The 15,075-nt window shown below is 59.7% G+C and carries 15 protein-coding genes, 1 other RNA gene and 1 riboswitch; of the genes, 10 read left to right on the forward strand and 6 right to left on the reverse strand.

The window, feature by feature from the left end; all coding sequences use genetic code 11:
• The first annotated feature begins 2 nt into the window (after positions 1 to 2).
• Entirely contained in the window at positions 3 to 551 is a 549-nt protein-coding gene (locus MCG44_RS04255; RefSeq protein ID WP_240286966.1) for a DJ-1 family glyoxalase III, read from the forward strand.
• Positions 532 to 1,131, forward strand: a complete 600-nt coding sequence (locus MCG44_RS04260) for a 5-formyltetrahydrofolate cyclo-ligase (RefSeq protein ID WP_147570834.1) — start codon at positions 532 to 534, stop codon at positions 1,129 to 1,131. The genes MCG44_RS04255 and MCG44_RS04260 overlap by 20 nt, the downstream gene beginning before the upstream one ends.
• Before the next feature lie 24 nt (positions 1,132 to 1,155).
• On the opposite strand, the gene MCG44_RS04265 is transcribed toward MCG44_RS04260, so the two are convergent.
• On the reverse strand, positions 1,156 to 1,326 hold the full coding sequence (locus MCG44_RS04265; RefSeq protein WP_186852796.1) for a hypothetical protein: 171 nt from the start codon (positions 1,324 to 1,326) through the stop codon (positions 1,156 to 1,158).
• Positions 1,327 to 1,450: 124 nt separating this feature from the next.
• On the opposite strand from MCG44_RS04265, the gene mltG reads away from it, so the two are divergent.
• Genes mltG through gluQRS form a run of 5 tightly spaced genes read left to right on the forward strand, consistent with a single transcriptional unit; the run spans position 1,451 to position 5,371 of the window.
• Positions 1,451 to 2,566 (forward strand): endolytic transglycosylase MltG, encoded by a 1,116-nt coding sequence (gene mltG / locus MCG44_RS04270; RefSeq protein ID WP_240286968.1) that lies wholly within the window; start codon positions 1,451 to 1,453, stop codon positions 2,564 to 2,566.
• A gap of 56 nt (positions 2,567 to 2,622) precedes the next feature.
• Positions 2,623 to 3,843: a peptidase U32 family protein gene (locus tag MCG44_RS04275; protein WP_147570832.1), complete on the forward strand. Its 1,221-nt coding sequence runs from the start codon at positions 2,623 to 2,625 to the stop codon at positions 3,841 to 3,843.
• A gap of 13 nt (positions 3,844 to 3,856) precedes the next feature.
• On the forward strand, positions 3,857 to 4,240 hold the full coding sequence (locus MCG44_RS04280) for a metallopeptidase family protein (RefSeq protein ID WP_240286971.1): 384 nt from the start codon (positions 3,857 to 3,859) through the stop codon (positions 4,238 to 4,240).
• A gap of 26 nt (positions 4,241 to 4,266) precedes the next feature.
• A complete protein-coding gene (locus MCG44_RS04285; protein WP_240286973.1) occupies positions 4,267 to 4,455 on the forward strand; it encodes a PF20097 family protein in 189 nt (62 codons plus the stop codon).
• Between the two features lies 1 nt (position 4,456).
• The gene (gluQRS, locus tag MCG44_RS04290; RefSeq protein WP_240286974.1) at positions 4,457 to 5,371 is read left to right on the forward strand and encodes a tRNA glutamyl-Q(34) synthetase GluQRS; all 915 of its coding nucleotides are present in this window, start codon (positions 4,457 to 4,459) and stop codon (positions 5,369 to 5,371) included.
• A gap of 38 nt (positions 5,372 to 5,409) precedes the next feature.
• Here the strand turns inward: gluQRS and MCG44_RS04295 are convergent, their stop codons facing one another.
• The 5 genes from MCG44_RS04295 to ffs form a co-directional block, all read right to left on the reverse strand.
• The gene (locus MCG44_RS04295; RefSeq protein ID WP_240286976.1) at positions 5,410 to 6,876 is read right to left on the reverse strand and encodes an MATE family efflux transporter; all 1,467 of its coding nucleotides are present in this window, start codon (positions 6,874 to 6,876) and stop codon (positions 5,410 to 5,412) included.
• 70 nt (positions 6,877 to 6,946) lie between these two features.
• Positions 6,947 to 7,177: a hypothetical protein gene (locus MCG44_RS04300; protein ID WP_147570828.1), complete on the reverse strand. Its 231-nt coding sequence runs from the start codon at positions 7,175 to 7,177 to the stop codon at positions 6,947 to 6,949.
• Positions 7,178 to 7,479: 302 nt separating this feature from the next.
• Positions 7,480 to 7,827, reverse strand: a complete 348-nt coding sequence (locus tag MCG44_RS04305) for a YbaB/EbfC family nucleoid-associated protein (RefSeq protein WP_147570827.1) — start codon at positions 7,825 to 7,827, stop codon at positions 7,480 to 7,482.
• Between the two features lie 27 nt (positions 7,828 to 7,854).
• Positions 7,855 to 9,579 (reverse strand): DNA polymerase III subunit gamma/tau, encoded by a 1,725-nt coding sequence (dnaX, locus tag MCG44_RS04310; protein ID WP_240286978.1) that lies wholly within the window; start codon positions 9,577 to 9,579, stop codon positions 7,855 to 7,857.
• Positions 9,580 to 9,841: 262 nt separating this feature from the next.
• Positions 9,842 to 10,106: signal recognition particle sRNA large type (gene ffs, locus MCG44_RS04315), an RNA gene on the reverse strand.
• 331 nt (positions 10,107 to 10,437) lie between these two features.
• A riboswitch (glycine riboswitch) is annotated at positions 10,438 to 10,535 on the forward strand.
• 116 nt (positions 10,536 to 10,651) lie between these two features.
• Between ffs and MCG44_RS04320 the strand changes: the two genes are divergently transcribed.
• The 3 genes from MCG44_RS04320 (at position 10,652) to MCG44_RS04330 (ending at position 15,056) form a co-directional block, all read left to right on the forward strand.
• Positions 10,652 to 12,067 (forward strand): alanine/glycine:cation symporter family protein, encoded by a 1,416-nt coding sequence (locus MCG44_RS04320; protein WP_186852790.1) that lies wholly within the window; start codon positions 10,652 to 10,654, stop codon positions 12,065 to 12,067.
• A 116-nt stretch (positions 12,068 to 12,183) separates the two neighbouring features.
• A complete protein-coding gene (rlmD, locus tag MCG44_RS04325; RefSeq protein ID WP_240286981.1) occupies positions 12,184 to 13,551 on the forward strand; it encodes a 23S rRNA (uracil(1939)-C(5))-methyltransferase RlmD in 1,368 nt (455 codons plus the stop codon).
• A gap of 170 nt (positions 13,552 to 13,721) precedes the next feature.
• Positions 13,722 to 15,056, forward strand: coding sequence for a sodium-dependent transporter (locus MCG44_RS04330; RefSeq protein ID WP_147570823.1), 1,335 nt, complete (start codon positions 13,722 to 13,724; stop codon positions 15,054 to 15,056).
• Positions 15,057 to 15,075 lie beyond the last annotated feature (19 nt).

Here is a 15,075-nt window from a genome sequence, read left to right on the forward strand (position 1 = left end):
ATATGGTCTATATCCTGCTCGCTCCCGGCTTTGAAGAGGCGGAGGCTCTGGTCCCCGCCGACTTGCTCCGCCGAGGAGGCGTGGAAACGGCCCTGGTGTCCACAGACGGAGCGATGGTGGCCGGAGGCCGGCAGATCACAATAAAAGCGGATCTGACTTTGGACCAGGTGGAGCTGGACCGGGCCGACATGCTGGTTTTGCCCGGCGGCGGTGTGGGAGTACAGAAGCTGGGCCAGGAACCTACTGTGGAGAAGCTGGTCCGGGAGGCGGCGAAGCGGGGGATCCCTCTGGCCGCCATCTGTGCGGCCCCTACGCTGTTGGGCAGGTGGGGGCTGCTGGAGGGCAGACGGGCCATCTGCTATCCCGGCATGGAGGGACAGATGAACGGAGCCGTGGCAGCTGACAGCCCGTCCCACGTGGTGGTGGACGGCCCAGCCAAGCTGATTACCGGGCAGGCGGCCGGCTCCGCCTTTGATTTCGGACTGGCGCTGGTGGAATACCTGGCCGGCCGGGAGAGAGCGGAGGAAGTCCGTGCTTCCATCTGTTACTGAAGAGAAGGCGGCGCTGCGCCGAACAGTCCGCCGCTGGCTGGCGGCTTTGCCCTCGTCAGAGCGGCGGGAGAGCGACCGGGCCCTCTTTGCCCACTTCCTATCTCTGCCCCAAGTGGAGGGCGCAAAGACGATCTTCGCCTTTTGGGGCATCCCAGAGCGGGAACCGGACACTGGAGAGCTGGTCCGCCAGCTGGCGGAGCGGGGGAAGGTGGTGGGCCTGCCCCGGATGCTCCCCGGCAGGGGGATGGAGGTCCGTGGGTATGCCTCGGACCGCCCGCTGGTGCCGGCGGCCTTTGGCCTTCTGGAGCCGGACGAACAGGCCCCTCTGCTGGAGCGGGCGGCCATCGACCTGATCCTGGTCCCCGGCCTGTGCTATGACCGGGAGGGCTACCGCCTGGGCTTCGGCGGCGGCTACTATGACCGGTGGCTGGCCGGCTGCTCCGGGTGGAAGGTGGGGCTGTGCCGGGCCGCTCTCCTGCAGGACCGTTTGCCTAGGGGACCTTATGATATCCCGGTGGACCTGGTGGTCACCGAGGAGGAGTGCCTGTCCCACCTTTCTTCGGCAAAAAGCGGGGGTTGATCCCCCGCCCTTTTGCCGGTCCACTCAGCAGCAGCCGCAGTTGTCGTTGCCGCAGCCGTTGTCGCAGCCACAGCCGCAACTGTTGTTGCAGCCGCAGCCGTTGCCGCCCCAGCCGCCGCAGGCGAACAGGATGATGATGAGCAGAATGATCCACAGGCAGCCGTTGCCGCCCCAGCCGTTGTTTCCACAACACATATGTTTTCACACCTCTCTAAAATCCCGCCGGGACGGTGTGTCCCGTGCGTTCTGTACTATTCTATGGAGGTCCCTTGTCCCTGGTGACAAGGACCCGGAAAAATTTTATTAGGAGCTGACCTGAATGCCCCAGGAACGAAGAAGTGAACGAAGAAGCGGGCGGGAGGAGCGCACCGCCGCCCGCCGTCCCCGCCGCGGCTCGACCGGCCGGACCGCCGGCTTCGCCGTGCTCTATGTGGTAGGAGTCATCGGAGTGTCCATCCTGCTGGCCTGCCTGCTTTGGATCGCCGCAAACGATGTGCTGGCCCTGAATAAGGATGAGAAGGAAGTGACCATTACCATCTCCTCGGAGGACAGCTTCAACAGCATCGTGAACCGGCTGGAGGATGAGGGGCTGATCGAGTATAAGTGGCTCTTCAAGCTCTTTGCCGCCTTCACAGGGGGCAAGGACGATGTGACGATGGGTACCTATACCCTGAACACGGATATGGATTACCGGGCTCTGCTGGCTGGCATGAGTGCCAACTCCGCCACCCGGTCGGTGGTGGATGTGGTCATCCCAGAGGGCTATACCCTGGACCAAATCTTCGCCCTGCTGGAAGAGAAGGGGGTGGCCACGGTGGAGGAGCTTCAGGAAGCCGCCGCCAACCACGACTACGCCTTCTCCTTCCTCCAGGATATCCCGCTGGGGGATTACCACCGGCTGGAAGGCTACCTCATGCCGTCCACCTATGAGTTCTATACCCCCCACGATCCGGTGTATGCCATCAATAAGCTGTTGGTCTACTTTGACTCCATGGTCACCGATGATATACGGGCCCAAGTGGAGGAAACAGGCTATTCCCTGCGGGAAATCCTGACTATCGCCTCCATGATCGAGCGGGAAACGGATGGATCTGACCGGGAGGAGATTGCCTCCGTCATTTATAACCGCCTGGAGCATCCTGAGGGTGAAACTGTGGGCCTGCTCCAGATCGACGCTACCCTGGCCTATATCAACGGCGGAAAGGTGCCGACGGAGGCGGACAAGGCCATCGATTCCCCCTATAACACTTATATGTATAAGGGCCTGCCCCCGGCGCCCATCGCCAATCCTGGCATGGAGGCCATCATGGCTGCCCTGGAGCCGGCGGATACCAGCTACTTCTATTACGCTCTGGGCGACGACAATCTCCACCATTTCTTCAATACCTATGACCAGCTCCAGAGCTTCCTCAATTCCCAGGAGCGATACAAGTGATTCCCAAAGGGGCAAGGGCCGGCGCCCTTGCCCCTTTCTGAAGGAGATAGATAAACATGAGAAACAAGATCGAGCTGCTGGCCCCGGCGGGGGACATGGAGAGACTGGAGATGGCGGTGGCCTATGGGGCGGACGCTGTCTATCTGGCCGGAACCGACTTCGGAATGCGGTCTTTTGCCGGAAATTTCTCCCGGACAGAGCTGAAACAGGCCGTGGACCTATGCCGCTCCCATAGGGTCAGAGTCCATGTGACCTGCAACACCATGCCGCGCAACCAAGAAGTAGCCCGGCTGCCGGAGTGGCTGGAATATCTCAATGAGGTGGGCGTGGACGCCATCATTCTGGCAGATGTGGGCACCCTGGCCCTGGCCAGGAGACACGCCCCCAAGGTCCAGTGTCATATCTCCACTCAGGCCAGCATCGTCAATTACCAGTCCGCCCAGGCCTGGCACGACCTGGGGGCTAGTCGGGTGATTCTAGCCAGGGAGCTGTCCCTGGAGGAGATTCAGGAGATCAGGGCCAAGACTCCAAAGGAGCTGGAGATCGAAGTCTTTGCCCACGGGGCCATGTGCGTCAGCTATTCCGGCCGGTGCCTGCTGTCTAACTACATGACCGGGCGGGACTCCAATCGGGGGGAGTGCGCCCAGCCCTGCCGGTATCAGTACGCTCTGATGGAGGAGAAGCGGCCGGGAGAGTACTTCCCTGTCTATGAGGAGAATGGACAGACCTATATCATGAACTCCAAGGATATGTGCATGATCGACCATGTGGCCGACTTGATGGAGGCGGGGGTGGACTCTCTAAAGCTGGAGGGGAGGGCAAAGTCCGCCTACTACGCGGCCATCGTCACCGGAGCCTACCGCCACGCCATCGACGCGGCGGCGGCGGGAGAGCCGCTGGACCCAGTGTGGCGGGACGAGGTGGAGCACATCAGCCACCGCCACTACTCCACCGGCTTTTTCTACGGACAGCCGGGGCAGTATACCGAGAATTCCCGATATGTCCGGGACTGGCAGATCGTGGCCAAGGTGCAGTCCTGTGACGGGGAGGGAAATGCCCTTTTGACCCTGAACAATAAATTCCGAGTGGGCGACAGTCTGGAGCTGGTGGGGCCTAATGTCCGGCCCCAGGCTTTGTGGGTGGAGGGCCTCTGGGATGGGGATGGCCTTCCACTGGAGGAGGTCCGCCACCCGCAGATGACCTTCCGCATGAAGCTGCCCTGTCAGGTGCCGCCCCTCTCCCTGCTCCGCCGAAAAGCGGACCTGAGTCCCCAGTAAGGAGGAGAGGATCATGGTACCCACCTATGAACAGATGGGCGACTGGCTGGAGGAGATCGCCAGCGGGTTCCCCGACGCCTTCTTTCTGGACCTGGACGGGGGCATCCAGCTGGAGGAGGAAGCCCTGCCTGATCCGGACTTTCCCCCCGGCGAGATGTACATTATGGGAGAGTATGTCCACGATATGCTGGGGCGGTATATCGTCCTGTATTACGGCTCCTTTGCCGCCCTGCTGCCGGAGGAGGACGAGGAGGGCTGGAAGGACGAGATCTTTGCCACCGTGGCCCACGAGTTCACCCACCATCTGGAGGAAACTGCCGGCCTCCACGCCCTGGACGACAAGGACGCGGAGTTTTTAAGACAGGCGCTGGAGGAGTATGGAGAGGAGAAAAAATGATGCTGTGCCCATGGTGTAATCAGGAGATGAAGCAAGGCTTTCTGCAGAGTAGCCGGAGTATTATCTTTTCCCCTGAAATTGCGGAAGGGGTGGTCATGGCTCTGAGGGAGGGAGAGGTCAAACTGACCAAGCACTTCTGGAGCACGCCTAGGGCGCCGGCGTGGCACTGTGCCGGATGTAAGCGGGTAGTTGCTGAATATGGAACGGAGGAGTAACATGATCGGCCGCTTTGCCCCCAGCCCCAGCGGACGGATGCACCTGGGCAACCTGTGGTCCTGCCTGCTGGCCTGGCTGGCCGCCCGGAGCGCGGGAGGTTCCATCGTCCTGCGGCTGGAGGATTTGGATCCGGACCGGTGCCGGCAGGAGTATTGCGACCAGGTGATGCGGGATCTGGAGTGGCTGGGGCTGGACTGGGACGGGGAGCCGGTCTATCAGTCCCGGCGGACAGAGGCCTACGCCGCCGCCTTCCGGGAGCTGGAGAGGCAGGGGCTGGTCTATCCCTGCTACTGTACACGTGCAGAGCGTCTGGCTTCCTCTGCCCCCCACCGCTCGGACGGAATAACTGTGTATGACGGACGGTGCAGGAGCTTGACGGCTCCGGAGCGGGAGAAGCTGGAAAAGACACGCCGCCCTGCCTGGCGGGCGGCAGTGGGGGAAAAATCCATTTCTTTTTGTGATATGTTATGCGGAAAATACGAAGAGGATTTAAAAATGGACTGCGGGGACTTTATTCTCCGCCGGTCCGACGGGGTGTACGCCTATCAGCTGGCGGTGGTGGTGGATGACGCCGAGATGGGGGTGACCCAGGTGGTGCGGGGGAGCGACCTGCTCTCCTCCACCCCCCGGCAGATCTGGCTCCAGGAGCGGCTGAACCTGCCCCATCCCCAGTACGGCCATGTCCCCCTGCTGCTGGCCCCGGATGGCAGGCGGCTGGCAAAGAGGGACCGGGACCAGGAGCTGGGGCAGCTCCAGAGTCGGTTTACTGCCCCACAGATCGTGGGAACGCTGGCCCATGCCGCCGGGCTGCTGGACCGGGAGGAGGAGGTTGCGCCGGAGGAACTGCTCCCTCTATTCCGCTGGGACAAACTCCCCCGAAAGGACCTCACGCTGTCCATAGGAGAGAAAATATAACGGCCTGACGGTATTCGTCAGGCCGTTATATTTGTATGTCATACCCGTTCCTTCCCAAATTCTCTCAGAAAATAGTGTACCATGATGGTGCCGGAAATGAGGAAGGCTGCCAAGTCGGAGACGGCCTGGGTGAGCTCCAGACCGGTGAGACCCAACTGCCAGGACAGGAGGTAGACCAGAGGGATGAACACGCCCTGGCGGCAGACGGCCAGGATGGTGGCCCGGACAGACTTGCCCAGGGACTGGAAGAACATATTGGCGAAGGTGAGCACCGCCCCCAGTGGGAGGGTAAAGCACTGGTAGCGGAAGGCCCGGGTGCCGATGTCGATGACCATAAGGTCGTCCCGGAACAGGGTGACGATTTGGGGGGCGAAGGCAAAGCCTACCACTGCGCATACTGTCAAGATGATGGTGCAGGTCTTGACGGAGAACTTCACCGCCTCCTTGACCCGGTCCAGCCGTCCGGCCCCGTAATTATAGCCTAACACTGGCTGGAAGCCCTGGCCGAAGCCGATGACGATGGACTGGATGAAGGTGAACACCTTGGTAACGATGGCCAGAGCGGCCACCGCCGCGTCGCCGTATATCTTGGCGTTGAAGTTCAGTGCCATAGTGGACAGGGACAGGATGCCCTGGCGGAAGAAGGAGGGCATTCCCTGCTTCAGAATGGACAGATAGAGCTTGGGGGAGCGGGAGATACAAGAGGGGCTGACTCTTAAATCACTTTTCTTCAACAGGAAGAAGGAGGCGAGAATGCACAGACTGACACACTGACTCAGCAGGGTAGCGATGGCCGCCCCGGCGATGCCCAGGTCAAAGATAAAGATGAAGACGGGGTCCAGGACCATGTTGAGCACACCACCAGTGCCCAGGCCAAAGACGGCCAGGCTGGCCTTCCCCTGCCAGCGGAGCAGGTTGTTCAGGGTAAAGGACAGGACCATCACTGGGCAGCCCATCAGAATATAGCGGGCGTAGTCCATGGCGTAGGGGTAGATGGTCTCCGTACTGCCCAGGGCCCAAATCAGGCTGCCCAGGTTACCCAGGCCGAGGGCGGCCAGCAGCAGCCCGAGGACCAGGGCCATGAGGACGGCGCTGGAGGCGTAGGCATCCGCGTCACGGTGATTCCCCTGGCCCATCAGACGGGCGGCAATGGAGCCGGAGCCCATGCCCACCGTGAAGCCAACGGCCTGGATGATGGACATGATGGAAAAGACGATACCTACCGCGCCGGAGGCGCTGGTGCTCAACTGGGACACGAAATAGGTATCGGCCATGTTGTAGATGGAGGTGACCATCATGCTGATGATGGTGGGGATGGCCAGTGTGACGATCAGAGAAGGGACGGGGGTTTCCAGCATCTTGGTCCGCTGGTCAGGCGGTTCATGGAGCTGGTGCTGATGAAACAGGGGCATTTCCTCACTTCTTTCCAGACAGTGAAAGCTCCCGCCCCGGCGCCGCCACGCCGGACAGAGTAGGGAGCGGTCACTGTTCTCTTTTTCTTTCATTTTATACTGATTTCAGCTCTATGGCAAGAAAAAAAGCAGGACCGAAAGCCCGGTCCTGCATTTAAAATAGTCAACTCTGTTCCTTTGGCCGAATCCAGATGCGGTAAGTCAGATACACCAGGGGGAGCCGGGCAAGGGGAAGGAGGAGCCAGGGATACCAGCCCTTCCAGAGATACAGCCCACCAGTGATGAGAGAGGACAGAACGGTCAGGCAGGCGAATACGCCGAACCACATGGCGGCCTGAACGCAAAACCGCGCCTCCCCCTCCTCTTCATAGCGGATCTGGTCATAAAAGGACATACGGGCAAAACTATATATGGGGAAACAGATGGGGAAAAACAGTCTTGAGATAACTTGTGGGAAAGAAGAGTAGAGGATCCAGAGAGAGGACTCGATTCCCCAAGTAATTAAAATCAGGGTGGCTGGGATCTCTTGCTTATACCTGCGTTTTATAATGAGCCCCCCTTCGATAAAACATGGACTTGTATGAGATTGATATTTATAGCATGGTAAAAACATACTATAAAATCAAATAATTGTCAAATAAAACTGTAAAAATAAATAAAAAGCCGCCCGGTTTGGGCGGCTTGAAGGGTTAAAAATCAGAAAGGAAGACCCAGTCCACCGGTGATGGACTGCATAGTGGAGGCGGCATCGCTGTCAGCGGCCCGCATGGCCTCGTTGACGGCGGCCACGATCATGTCCTGGAGCATCTCCACGTCGTCGGGGTCCACGGCCTCCGGGTCGATGACCAGAGCCTTCAGCTCATGCTTGCCATTGACGGTGGCGGACACCACCCCGCCGCCGGCCGCGGCCTGGTACTCCTTCTCCTGCAGCTCCTGCTGCAAACGCATCATGTCCTGCTGCATCTTCTGGGCCTGCTTGAGCATATTCATGTTCATGCCGCCGCCCATGCCGGGCATACCGCGGCCGCCAAAACCTTTTGCCATATCAAACACTCCTTTTTGTCCTGAATCTTATTGTATGATGATGTTGTCAAACTTTTCCCCAAAGGCCAGTAGCTGGTCCAGAGCATCACCGGAGCCCTTCGACTGGGGGGAGGGCTGGCTGGGAGCGGGAGACAGGTCCTCCTCGGGGGGCCTGCCGGCGACGATGCTCACCCTGGGCTGTCCGCCGAAAGCGTCGCCCGCAGCGCGGGCCAGCCCCTCCAGAATGGCGGGCTTGTTGAGCATGGAGCGGGTGAACTCACTGTCTGTCCACAGGGTCAACTGCCCATTTTTCCACACGCCGGTCACCTTGGACGGATTGTGGAGATAGGGCAGGACGGAGGGTGACACCTTTCCCTTCAACCCAGCCGCAAAGGCGGGCCAAAAAGACCGATTCCCTCCGCCAGAGTCGGGCGCGGCGGGCACCGGCGTGGGGGCGGGAGCCTCCACGGGAACATCAAATACGCGCTCCGGTTCTTCCGGAGGCTCCTCTGGCAGCGGGGGGCGGTCATCCCAGGGGGGCGGATCCTCCGCGGGAGAGGGCGCCGGTCCGGCGGGAACGCTGGGGGCGGTAGGGGTAGATGGAGGGGAAGCGGCCGGAACAGGCACCCCGCCAGCCAGCAGCTCCTCCAGCCGTGCCACCCGGGCAGACAGTCCGGCGGCGGAGCCATCTAGACTCTCATCGCATAAGCGGATCAGGCACAGCTCCGCGTCGGTCCGGCGGTTGCTGCTCCGCGGCAGCTCCGCGGCGGTGGATTGGAGTAAAGTCAGCGCCTGGAGCAAACGGGCGGCGGAGAATTGCCCGCCTAGCTGGCGCATAGTGGCCTCGTCGTACCCTCCGGCCAGCAGGGAAGTCCCTCCCTGGGGCGCCGTCTTCCGCAGTAGCAGGTCTCGGGCCAGGGAGGACAACTCACCGAGCACGGAGCCCACATCTTTACCGTTGCCGTACAGACGGCCTAGGGTGTCCAGGGCGGCGGCGGCATCCCGCCCGGCAATATGGCCCATGAGTTTAGCGGTTTCCAGGTTGCCCGCCAGACCCAGCGTGTCCAGAATGGTCTGCTCGTCTACCCTCTGCCCCCCGCCGGAGCACTGGTCCAGCAGGGATAGGGCATCCCGCAGTCCACCATCCGCCAGACGGGCCAGCAGAGCGGCGCCCTCGGCGGTCAGGTCGATGCCCTCCTGCCCAGCCACATATTCCAAACGCTGTGCAATTTGACCGGGGAGGATCCGCTTGAAGGAGAACTGCTGACACCGGCTTTTGATGGTAGCGGGCACCTTATGCAGCTCGGTGGTAGCTAGGATGAACAGAAGGTGGGGAGGCGGCTCCTCCAGTATTTTCAGCAGGGCGTTAAAAGCGGGGGTGGACAGCATATGGACCTCGTCCACGATGTAGACCCGTTTTTTGACAGCGGCAGGGGTGTAGACCGCCTCATCCCGCAGGGCTCGGACTTGGTCTACGCCGTTGTTGGAGGCGGCATCCAGCTCCAATACATCCAAAATGGAGCCATTCTCAATGCCCAGGCAGGCGGGGCACTGGTTGCAGGGGTCACCGTTCTGAGGGTTTTCACAGTTGACCGCCCGAGCCAGAATCTTGGCGCAGGTTGTCTTGCCAGTGCCTCGGGTGCCAGTGAACAGATAGGCGTGGGACAGCCTGCCACCTGCCACCTGTTGGCGCAGAGTCTCGGTGATGTGGGATTGGCCTACCACATCCTCAAAGGTGCGGGGCCGCCACTTTCGGTATAGGGCCTGGTACATCAAATCACCTCACGGAGAAAAACAGCCCCGCCGTTTGGGGCGGAGCCAATTTAAAAACAAAAACCACAGAATGGATGAGGACTGCCGCTTGCGGCAGTAGGAATAATATGGAGTTTGCAGGAAAAAGAGGGCCGTAATCGGCCCCCAAAGGACAGCCCAGCGGAGCGGGTGTCCTTTGGAAAAGGAGAAGCAACGAAATGAGTGAGGACTGCCGCTTGCGGCAGTACGAATGATATGGAGTTTGCTTCGACGCGGAGTAAGACCGCACACCGGCCTTTGAAGCGTGAAATATGCCCGTTACCTGGACAGCCGGCTCAAGAACAGTGACCCCACGGCACACGGAGCGGACCGCTTAGTGCTGCTCGGTTCCCCGCCTGACACGGTTCACGGGACCCCGTTGCGCGGGACCGGTCTATCATCACTGCTTATCCAGGGCAGACGACACATTACACGTCCGGGGGCCGGGATTCATCCCCGCTGTAGCGGATTGCGGGTATAGGGCACCGCTATCTCCCCGACTAGTGCGGCCTTGCTCCGCGCCGAAGCGGAACAACGCTATTACGTATTTTACTATATCCGAGGGAATTTATCAATGAAAAATTTAAAAGAGGGAAAACAGAGGCGAGAGCCTGGAAGAATGCCTCTTTTCAAGGCGGACTGCACAAAAAACAAGGCCCGGCACACAGAAATTCCACTGTGAGAGAATAAATGTCCACCAGAGGTTGACAAAATCCGCCGGGTGTGGTATGGTAACGGAGCAACTGAATAGGACAGACGAAGTATCCAGGAAAATGGCCAGACGGCATGCCGAAGGAGTAACACTCTCAGGTGTCCCCAGAGGGGATGAGGACTGGATGCGGATGTAACTCTGGAGAAACTCGAAAACGAGTGCCGAAGGTGCAAGGCGGGGCGGCGTGTCCCGTTAATCTCTCAGGCAAAAGGACAGAGGAAACAGATGCCCTGTGGGCATCTGTTTTACACGTGCGCAGGTGCGCTGGGCGTGTATTCTCCGGAGCGGTCGGTTTATTCGGTCGTTCCGTTTTTATTTTTGTAGGAGAGGAAAGAGTATCAAATGCAAGAATTGGTTGCGTCCATGGAATCGGCACTATATCCTGTCGTAGTAAGCATTAATACCTATTTGTCCAACTATATCCTGGTCTTCCTGCTCATCGGAGTCGGTCTCTGGTACTCCATCAAGACCCGCTTTGTCCAGGTGCGCTGCTTTGGGGAGGGGATGAGAAAGGTTTTTGGGAACCTGTCCCTCCACGGCGGAAAACAGGAGCACGGCATGAGTTCCTTCCAGGCCTTAGCTACCGCCATCGCGGCCCAGGTGGGCACCGGCAACATCGTGGGCGGATCGGGGGCCATCCTGGCCGGCGGCCCCGGCGCGATCTTCTGGATGTGGGTCATCGCCTTCTTTGGTATGGCTACCATCTACGCGGAAGCCACCCTGGCTATCCAGACCAGGCAGAAGAGCGACGATGGCTCCTACAAGGGCGGGCCCGTTTACTACATCACGACTGCCTTTAAGGGCGGCTTCGGCAAGTTCCTAGCCGGATTCTTTGCTGTGGCCATCATCCTGGCCCTGGGCTTCATGGGCTGCATGGTTCAGTCCAACTCTATCGGCTCCACCTTTGAAACAGCCTTCGGTGTGCCCTCCTGGATCGTGGGCATCGTGCTGGTAGTCATCTGTGGCTTCATCTTCGTGGGTGGTGTACAGCGGCTGGCCTCTGTCACTGAAAAGCTGGTCCCCATCATGGCTGTGATTTTCCTGGTAGGCGGACTGGGTGTCCTTGCCGCCCGCATCCAGTATATCCCCGCCACCTTCGCCATGATCTTTCAGTACGCCTTCCAGCCCCAGGCCATCATCGGCGGCGCTTTCGGCTACGCCTTGAAGGAGGCCATCAGTCAGGGCGCGAAGCGGGGCCTGTTCTCCAACGAGGCCGGCATGGGCTCCACCCCCCACGCCCACGCCCAGGCCAATGTTACCGACCCCCACGATCAGGGAGTGGTGGCTATGATCGGTGTATTCATGGATACCTTTGTGGTGCTGACTCTGAATGCTCTTGTGGTCATCTCCACCCTGTATACCCCCGGCGGGCCGCTGGCCGAGTGCGGCGCGGCCGCCGCCAGCCAGGTACTGAATAAGACCAACCTGGCCCAGACCGCCTTCGGCTCCGTCTTTGGCGCCGAGGCGGGGGCTATGTTCGTGGCCATCTGTCTGTTCTTCTTCGCCTTCTCTACTATCCTGAGCTGGAATCTGTTTGGCAAGATCAACGTAGTCTATCTGTTCGGCAAGAAGGGCGCCGTAGTCTACTCGATCCTGGCGCTTGGGTTTATTTTCCTGGGTACTGTGACCGGAAGCGACTTTGTGTGGGAGCTGACCGATATGTTCAACAACCTGATGGTTATCCCCAACGCCATTGCCCTCTTCGCCCTGACCGGTCTGGTGGTCAGGACCACTCACGGTGTGGGTGTGAAAAAGTAACGCGAGTCTGTCCCTCTCCAGGGGGGCGTCCGGACTGGTCCGGGCGCCCCTTTTTGTCCTTTACCACAGAGGCGGGACATGATATAGTATTGCTGAAAAGAAAGTGGGGTGGCCTCATGGCGGATTGGAAGAAGAATAGTATCCACGCCTTGGATATCACCGGATACACCGCAGAGGGGATGGGGGTGGCCCGGCTGGAGGGCCGGGTGGTCTTTGTGCCCTTTACCATCGCGGGCGAGCGATGGAACGTCCGGCTAGAGAAGGTGAATAAGACGGTGGCCTGGGGCCGGGGAGTGGAGCTGTTGCGGCCGTCGCCGGAGCGGCTGGGACCCGGTTGCCCTGTTTTCGGCAGATGCGGTGGCTGCCAGTTCCGACACATGACTTACGACGAGGAGCTTCGGGCCAAGGGACAGCGCATCGCCGACGCCCTGGAGCGGGTAGGCGGCGTAAGACTGGAGCTGCCCCCGGTGCTGGGGGCAGAGAAGCCCGACCGCTATCGAAACAAGGTCCAATTCCCAGTGGATCGAGCGGAAGACAGGGTCCGGGCGGGTTATTACCGGGCCAGGAGCCACCAAGTGTTGGAGGTGGAGGACTGCCTGCTTCAGCCGGAGCGGGTCTCGCGCCTCCAACGCGCCTTTGAAGAATGGGCGGCTCATCTCCCTTCCGAGTATCATATGGAGGGCCGGTTCGTCGTGCGCCACCTCTATGTCCGGACCAACAGTAGGGGTGAGGCGCTGGTCTGTGTCGTGGCCTGGAAGCCTGTGCTGCCCGGTGCGGACCGACTGGTGTCAGCCCTGCGGGAGTGCGAGCCAGGTGTAGTGGGTGTGGTGCTCAATGTCAACCCGGCGGACACCAACGTCATCCTGGGTCCGGAGTACCACACCCTCTGGGGGAGGGACTATCTGGAGGAGGAGCTGTGCGCCTATACCTTCCGCCTGTCTGTGCCATCCTTTTTCCAGATCAACCAGGCACAGACAGAGCGGCTATACGCTGTGGCTCTGGACTTTGCCGCCCTGACCGGAAGGGAGACCGTGCTGGATCTGTACTGCGGCATCGGCACCATCTCCCTGGCCCTCTCCCGGAGGGCCGCAAAAGTGATCGGCGCGGAGATTGTTCCCCAGGCCATCCAGGACGCCAGAGAGAACGCCAGGAGAAACGGCGTGGAAAACACAGAGTTTTTCTGCGGTGACGCCGGGACGGTAGCCGCCAGGCTAAGTGGGGAGGGAGTTCGCCCCCAGGTCATCTGTGTGGACCCGCCCCGGAAGGGGCTCCAACCGGAGGTGCCTGCCATCCTGGCCGGCATGGCTCCGGAACGGATTGTCTATGTGTCCTGTGATCCGGCCACCCTGGCCAGGGATGTGAGGCGGTTTGGGGAGCTGGGCTATCGGGCGGTGAAGGCACAGGGGGTGGATCTGTTTCCACGGACCGCCCATGTGGAAACGGTGGTGCTTCTGTCGCGGGAGTCGGAGATCGATGTTGGTTAAGGAGGAGCATATGAAGACAAAAAGATATAAATATTTTTTGGGGGGTAATAAAGAAATCAAGAATAAGTCCATGGTACTAGACAGTCTATTCCTTTTGTGATAGTATAAAAAACTGATTCGCTGGAGCAGATCTTTTAAAAAGTGAAACTTGAAATTAGGAGAATCAGAGTATGGCAAATCAGAAAAAACACCAGAACGGGGGATTTAGTTCCTCCATAGGCTTTGTCATCGCCTGTGTTGGTTCAGCTGTGGGGCTGGGTAACATCTGGCTGTTTCCCTATCGGCTGGGCCAGTATGGAGGGGCGGCCTTCCTGATCCCCTATCTGCTGTTCGTTTTCCTGTTTGGCTGGGTGGGCCTGTCCGCTGAGTTCGGCATCGGCCGTCTGGCGGGTACTGGGACCATCGGCGCCTATGAGCGGTGCTTTCAGGAGCGGGACCCTAGACTGAAGCGGGTGGGCAGCGTGGTCAGCTGGCTGCCTCTGATGGGATCCCTGGGTATCGCCATCGGCTATGCCGTCATTCTGGGCTGGGTGCTCAACAGCCTGGCCGGCGCCCTGTCCGGAACTTTGATGACGGCGGAGCCCACCGCCTTCTTCACGGCGGCCGCCTCTCACTTTGGCAATCCCCTGTGGCATACCGTAGTGATAGCTATGGTCTGCCTGGTGCTGATGTTCGGCGTCACCTCTGGTATCGAAAAGGTGAGCCGTATCCTAATGCCCTTGTTCTATGTCCTGTTCATCATTCTGGCCATCTGGGTGGCTACTTTACCTGGGGCGGGAGAGGGCTACCGCTTCCTGCTGGTCCCAGACTGGTCCAAGCTGCTGGAGCCATACACCTGGGTCATGGCCATGGGGCAGGCTTTTTTCTCCCTGTCTATCACTGGCTCTGGAATGATCGTGTACGGAGCTTATTTGGACAAGAAGGAGGATATCCCCAAGGCGTCCCTGCGGACGGCGATCTTTGATACCATGGCCGCCCTGCTGTCCGCCTTGGCCATCATGCCGGCTGTCTTTGCCTATGGCCTAGACGTGAAATCCGGCCCGCCTCTCATGTTCATCACTCTGCCCACCGTGTTCCAGCAGATGCCTATGGGCCGGCTGTTTGCCGCGTTTTTCTTCCTGTCAGTCCTGTTTGCCGGTCTTACCTCTCTGATCAATATGTTTGAGGCCGTGTCCGAGAGCTGGCAGACACACTTCAAGCTGGGGAGAAAGACGGCGGTAGTCATCTGCTCTGCACTGACAATTGGAGTAGGGATCTTCATGGAGTCAGAGGAGCGGGTAGGAGCTTGGATGGACTTTATCACCATCCAAGTGGTCCCCATCGGAGCTGTGCTGGGTGCCATCTCCATCTACTATGTGCTGGGGTGGAGCAAGCTTCGGAAAGAACTGGAGACCGGCAGGCAAAAGCCACTGAGCAGGGCGTTTGGTCCTGTGGGAAAGTATGTCTATGTGCCCTTGACGATCTTGGTGGTCATTCTGGGATTTGTGTTCCACGGGATTGGCTGAGTGAGGAATTTGAGAAATT

This window comes from Lawsonibacter sp. OA9, assembly GCF_022440585.1.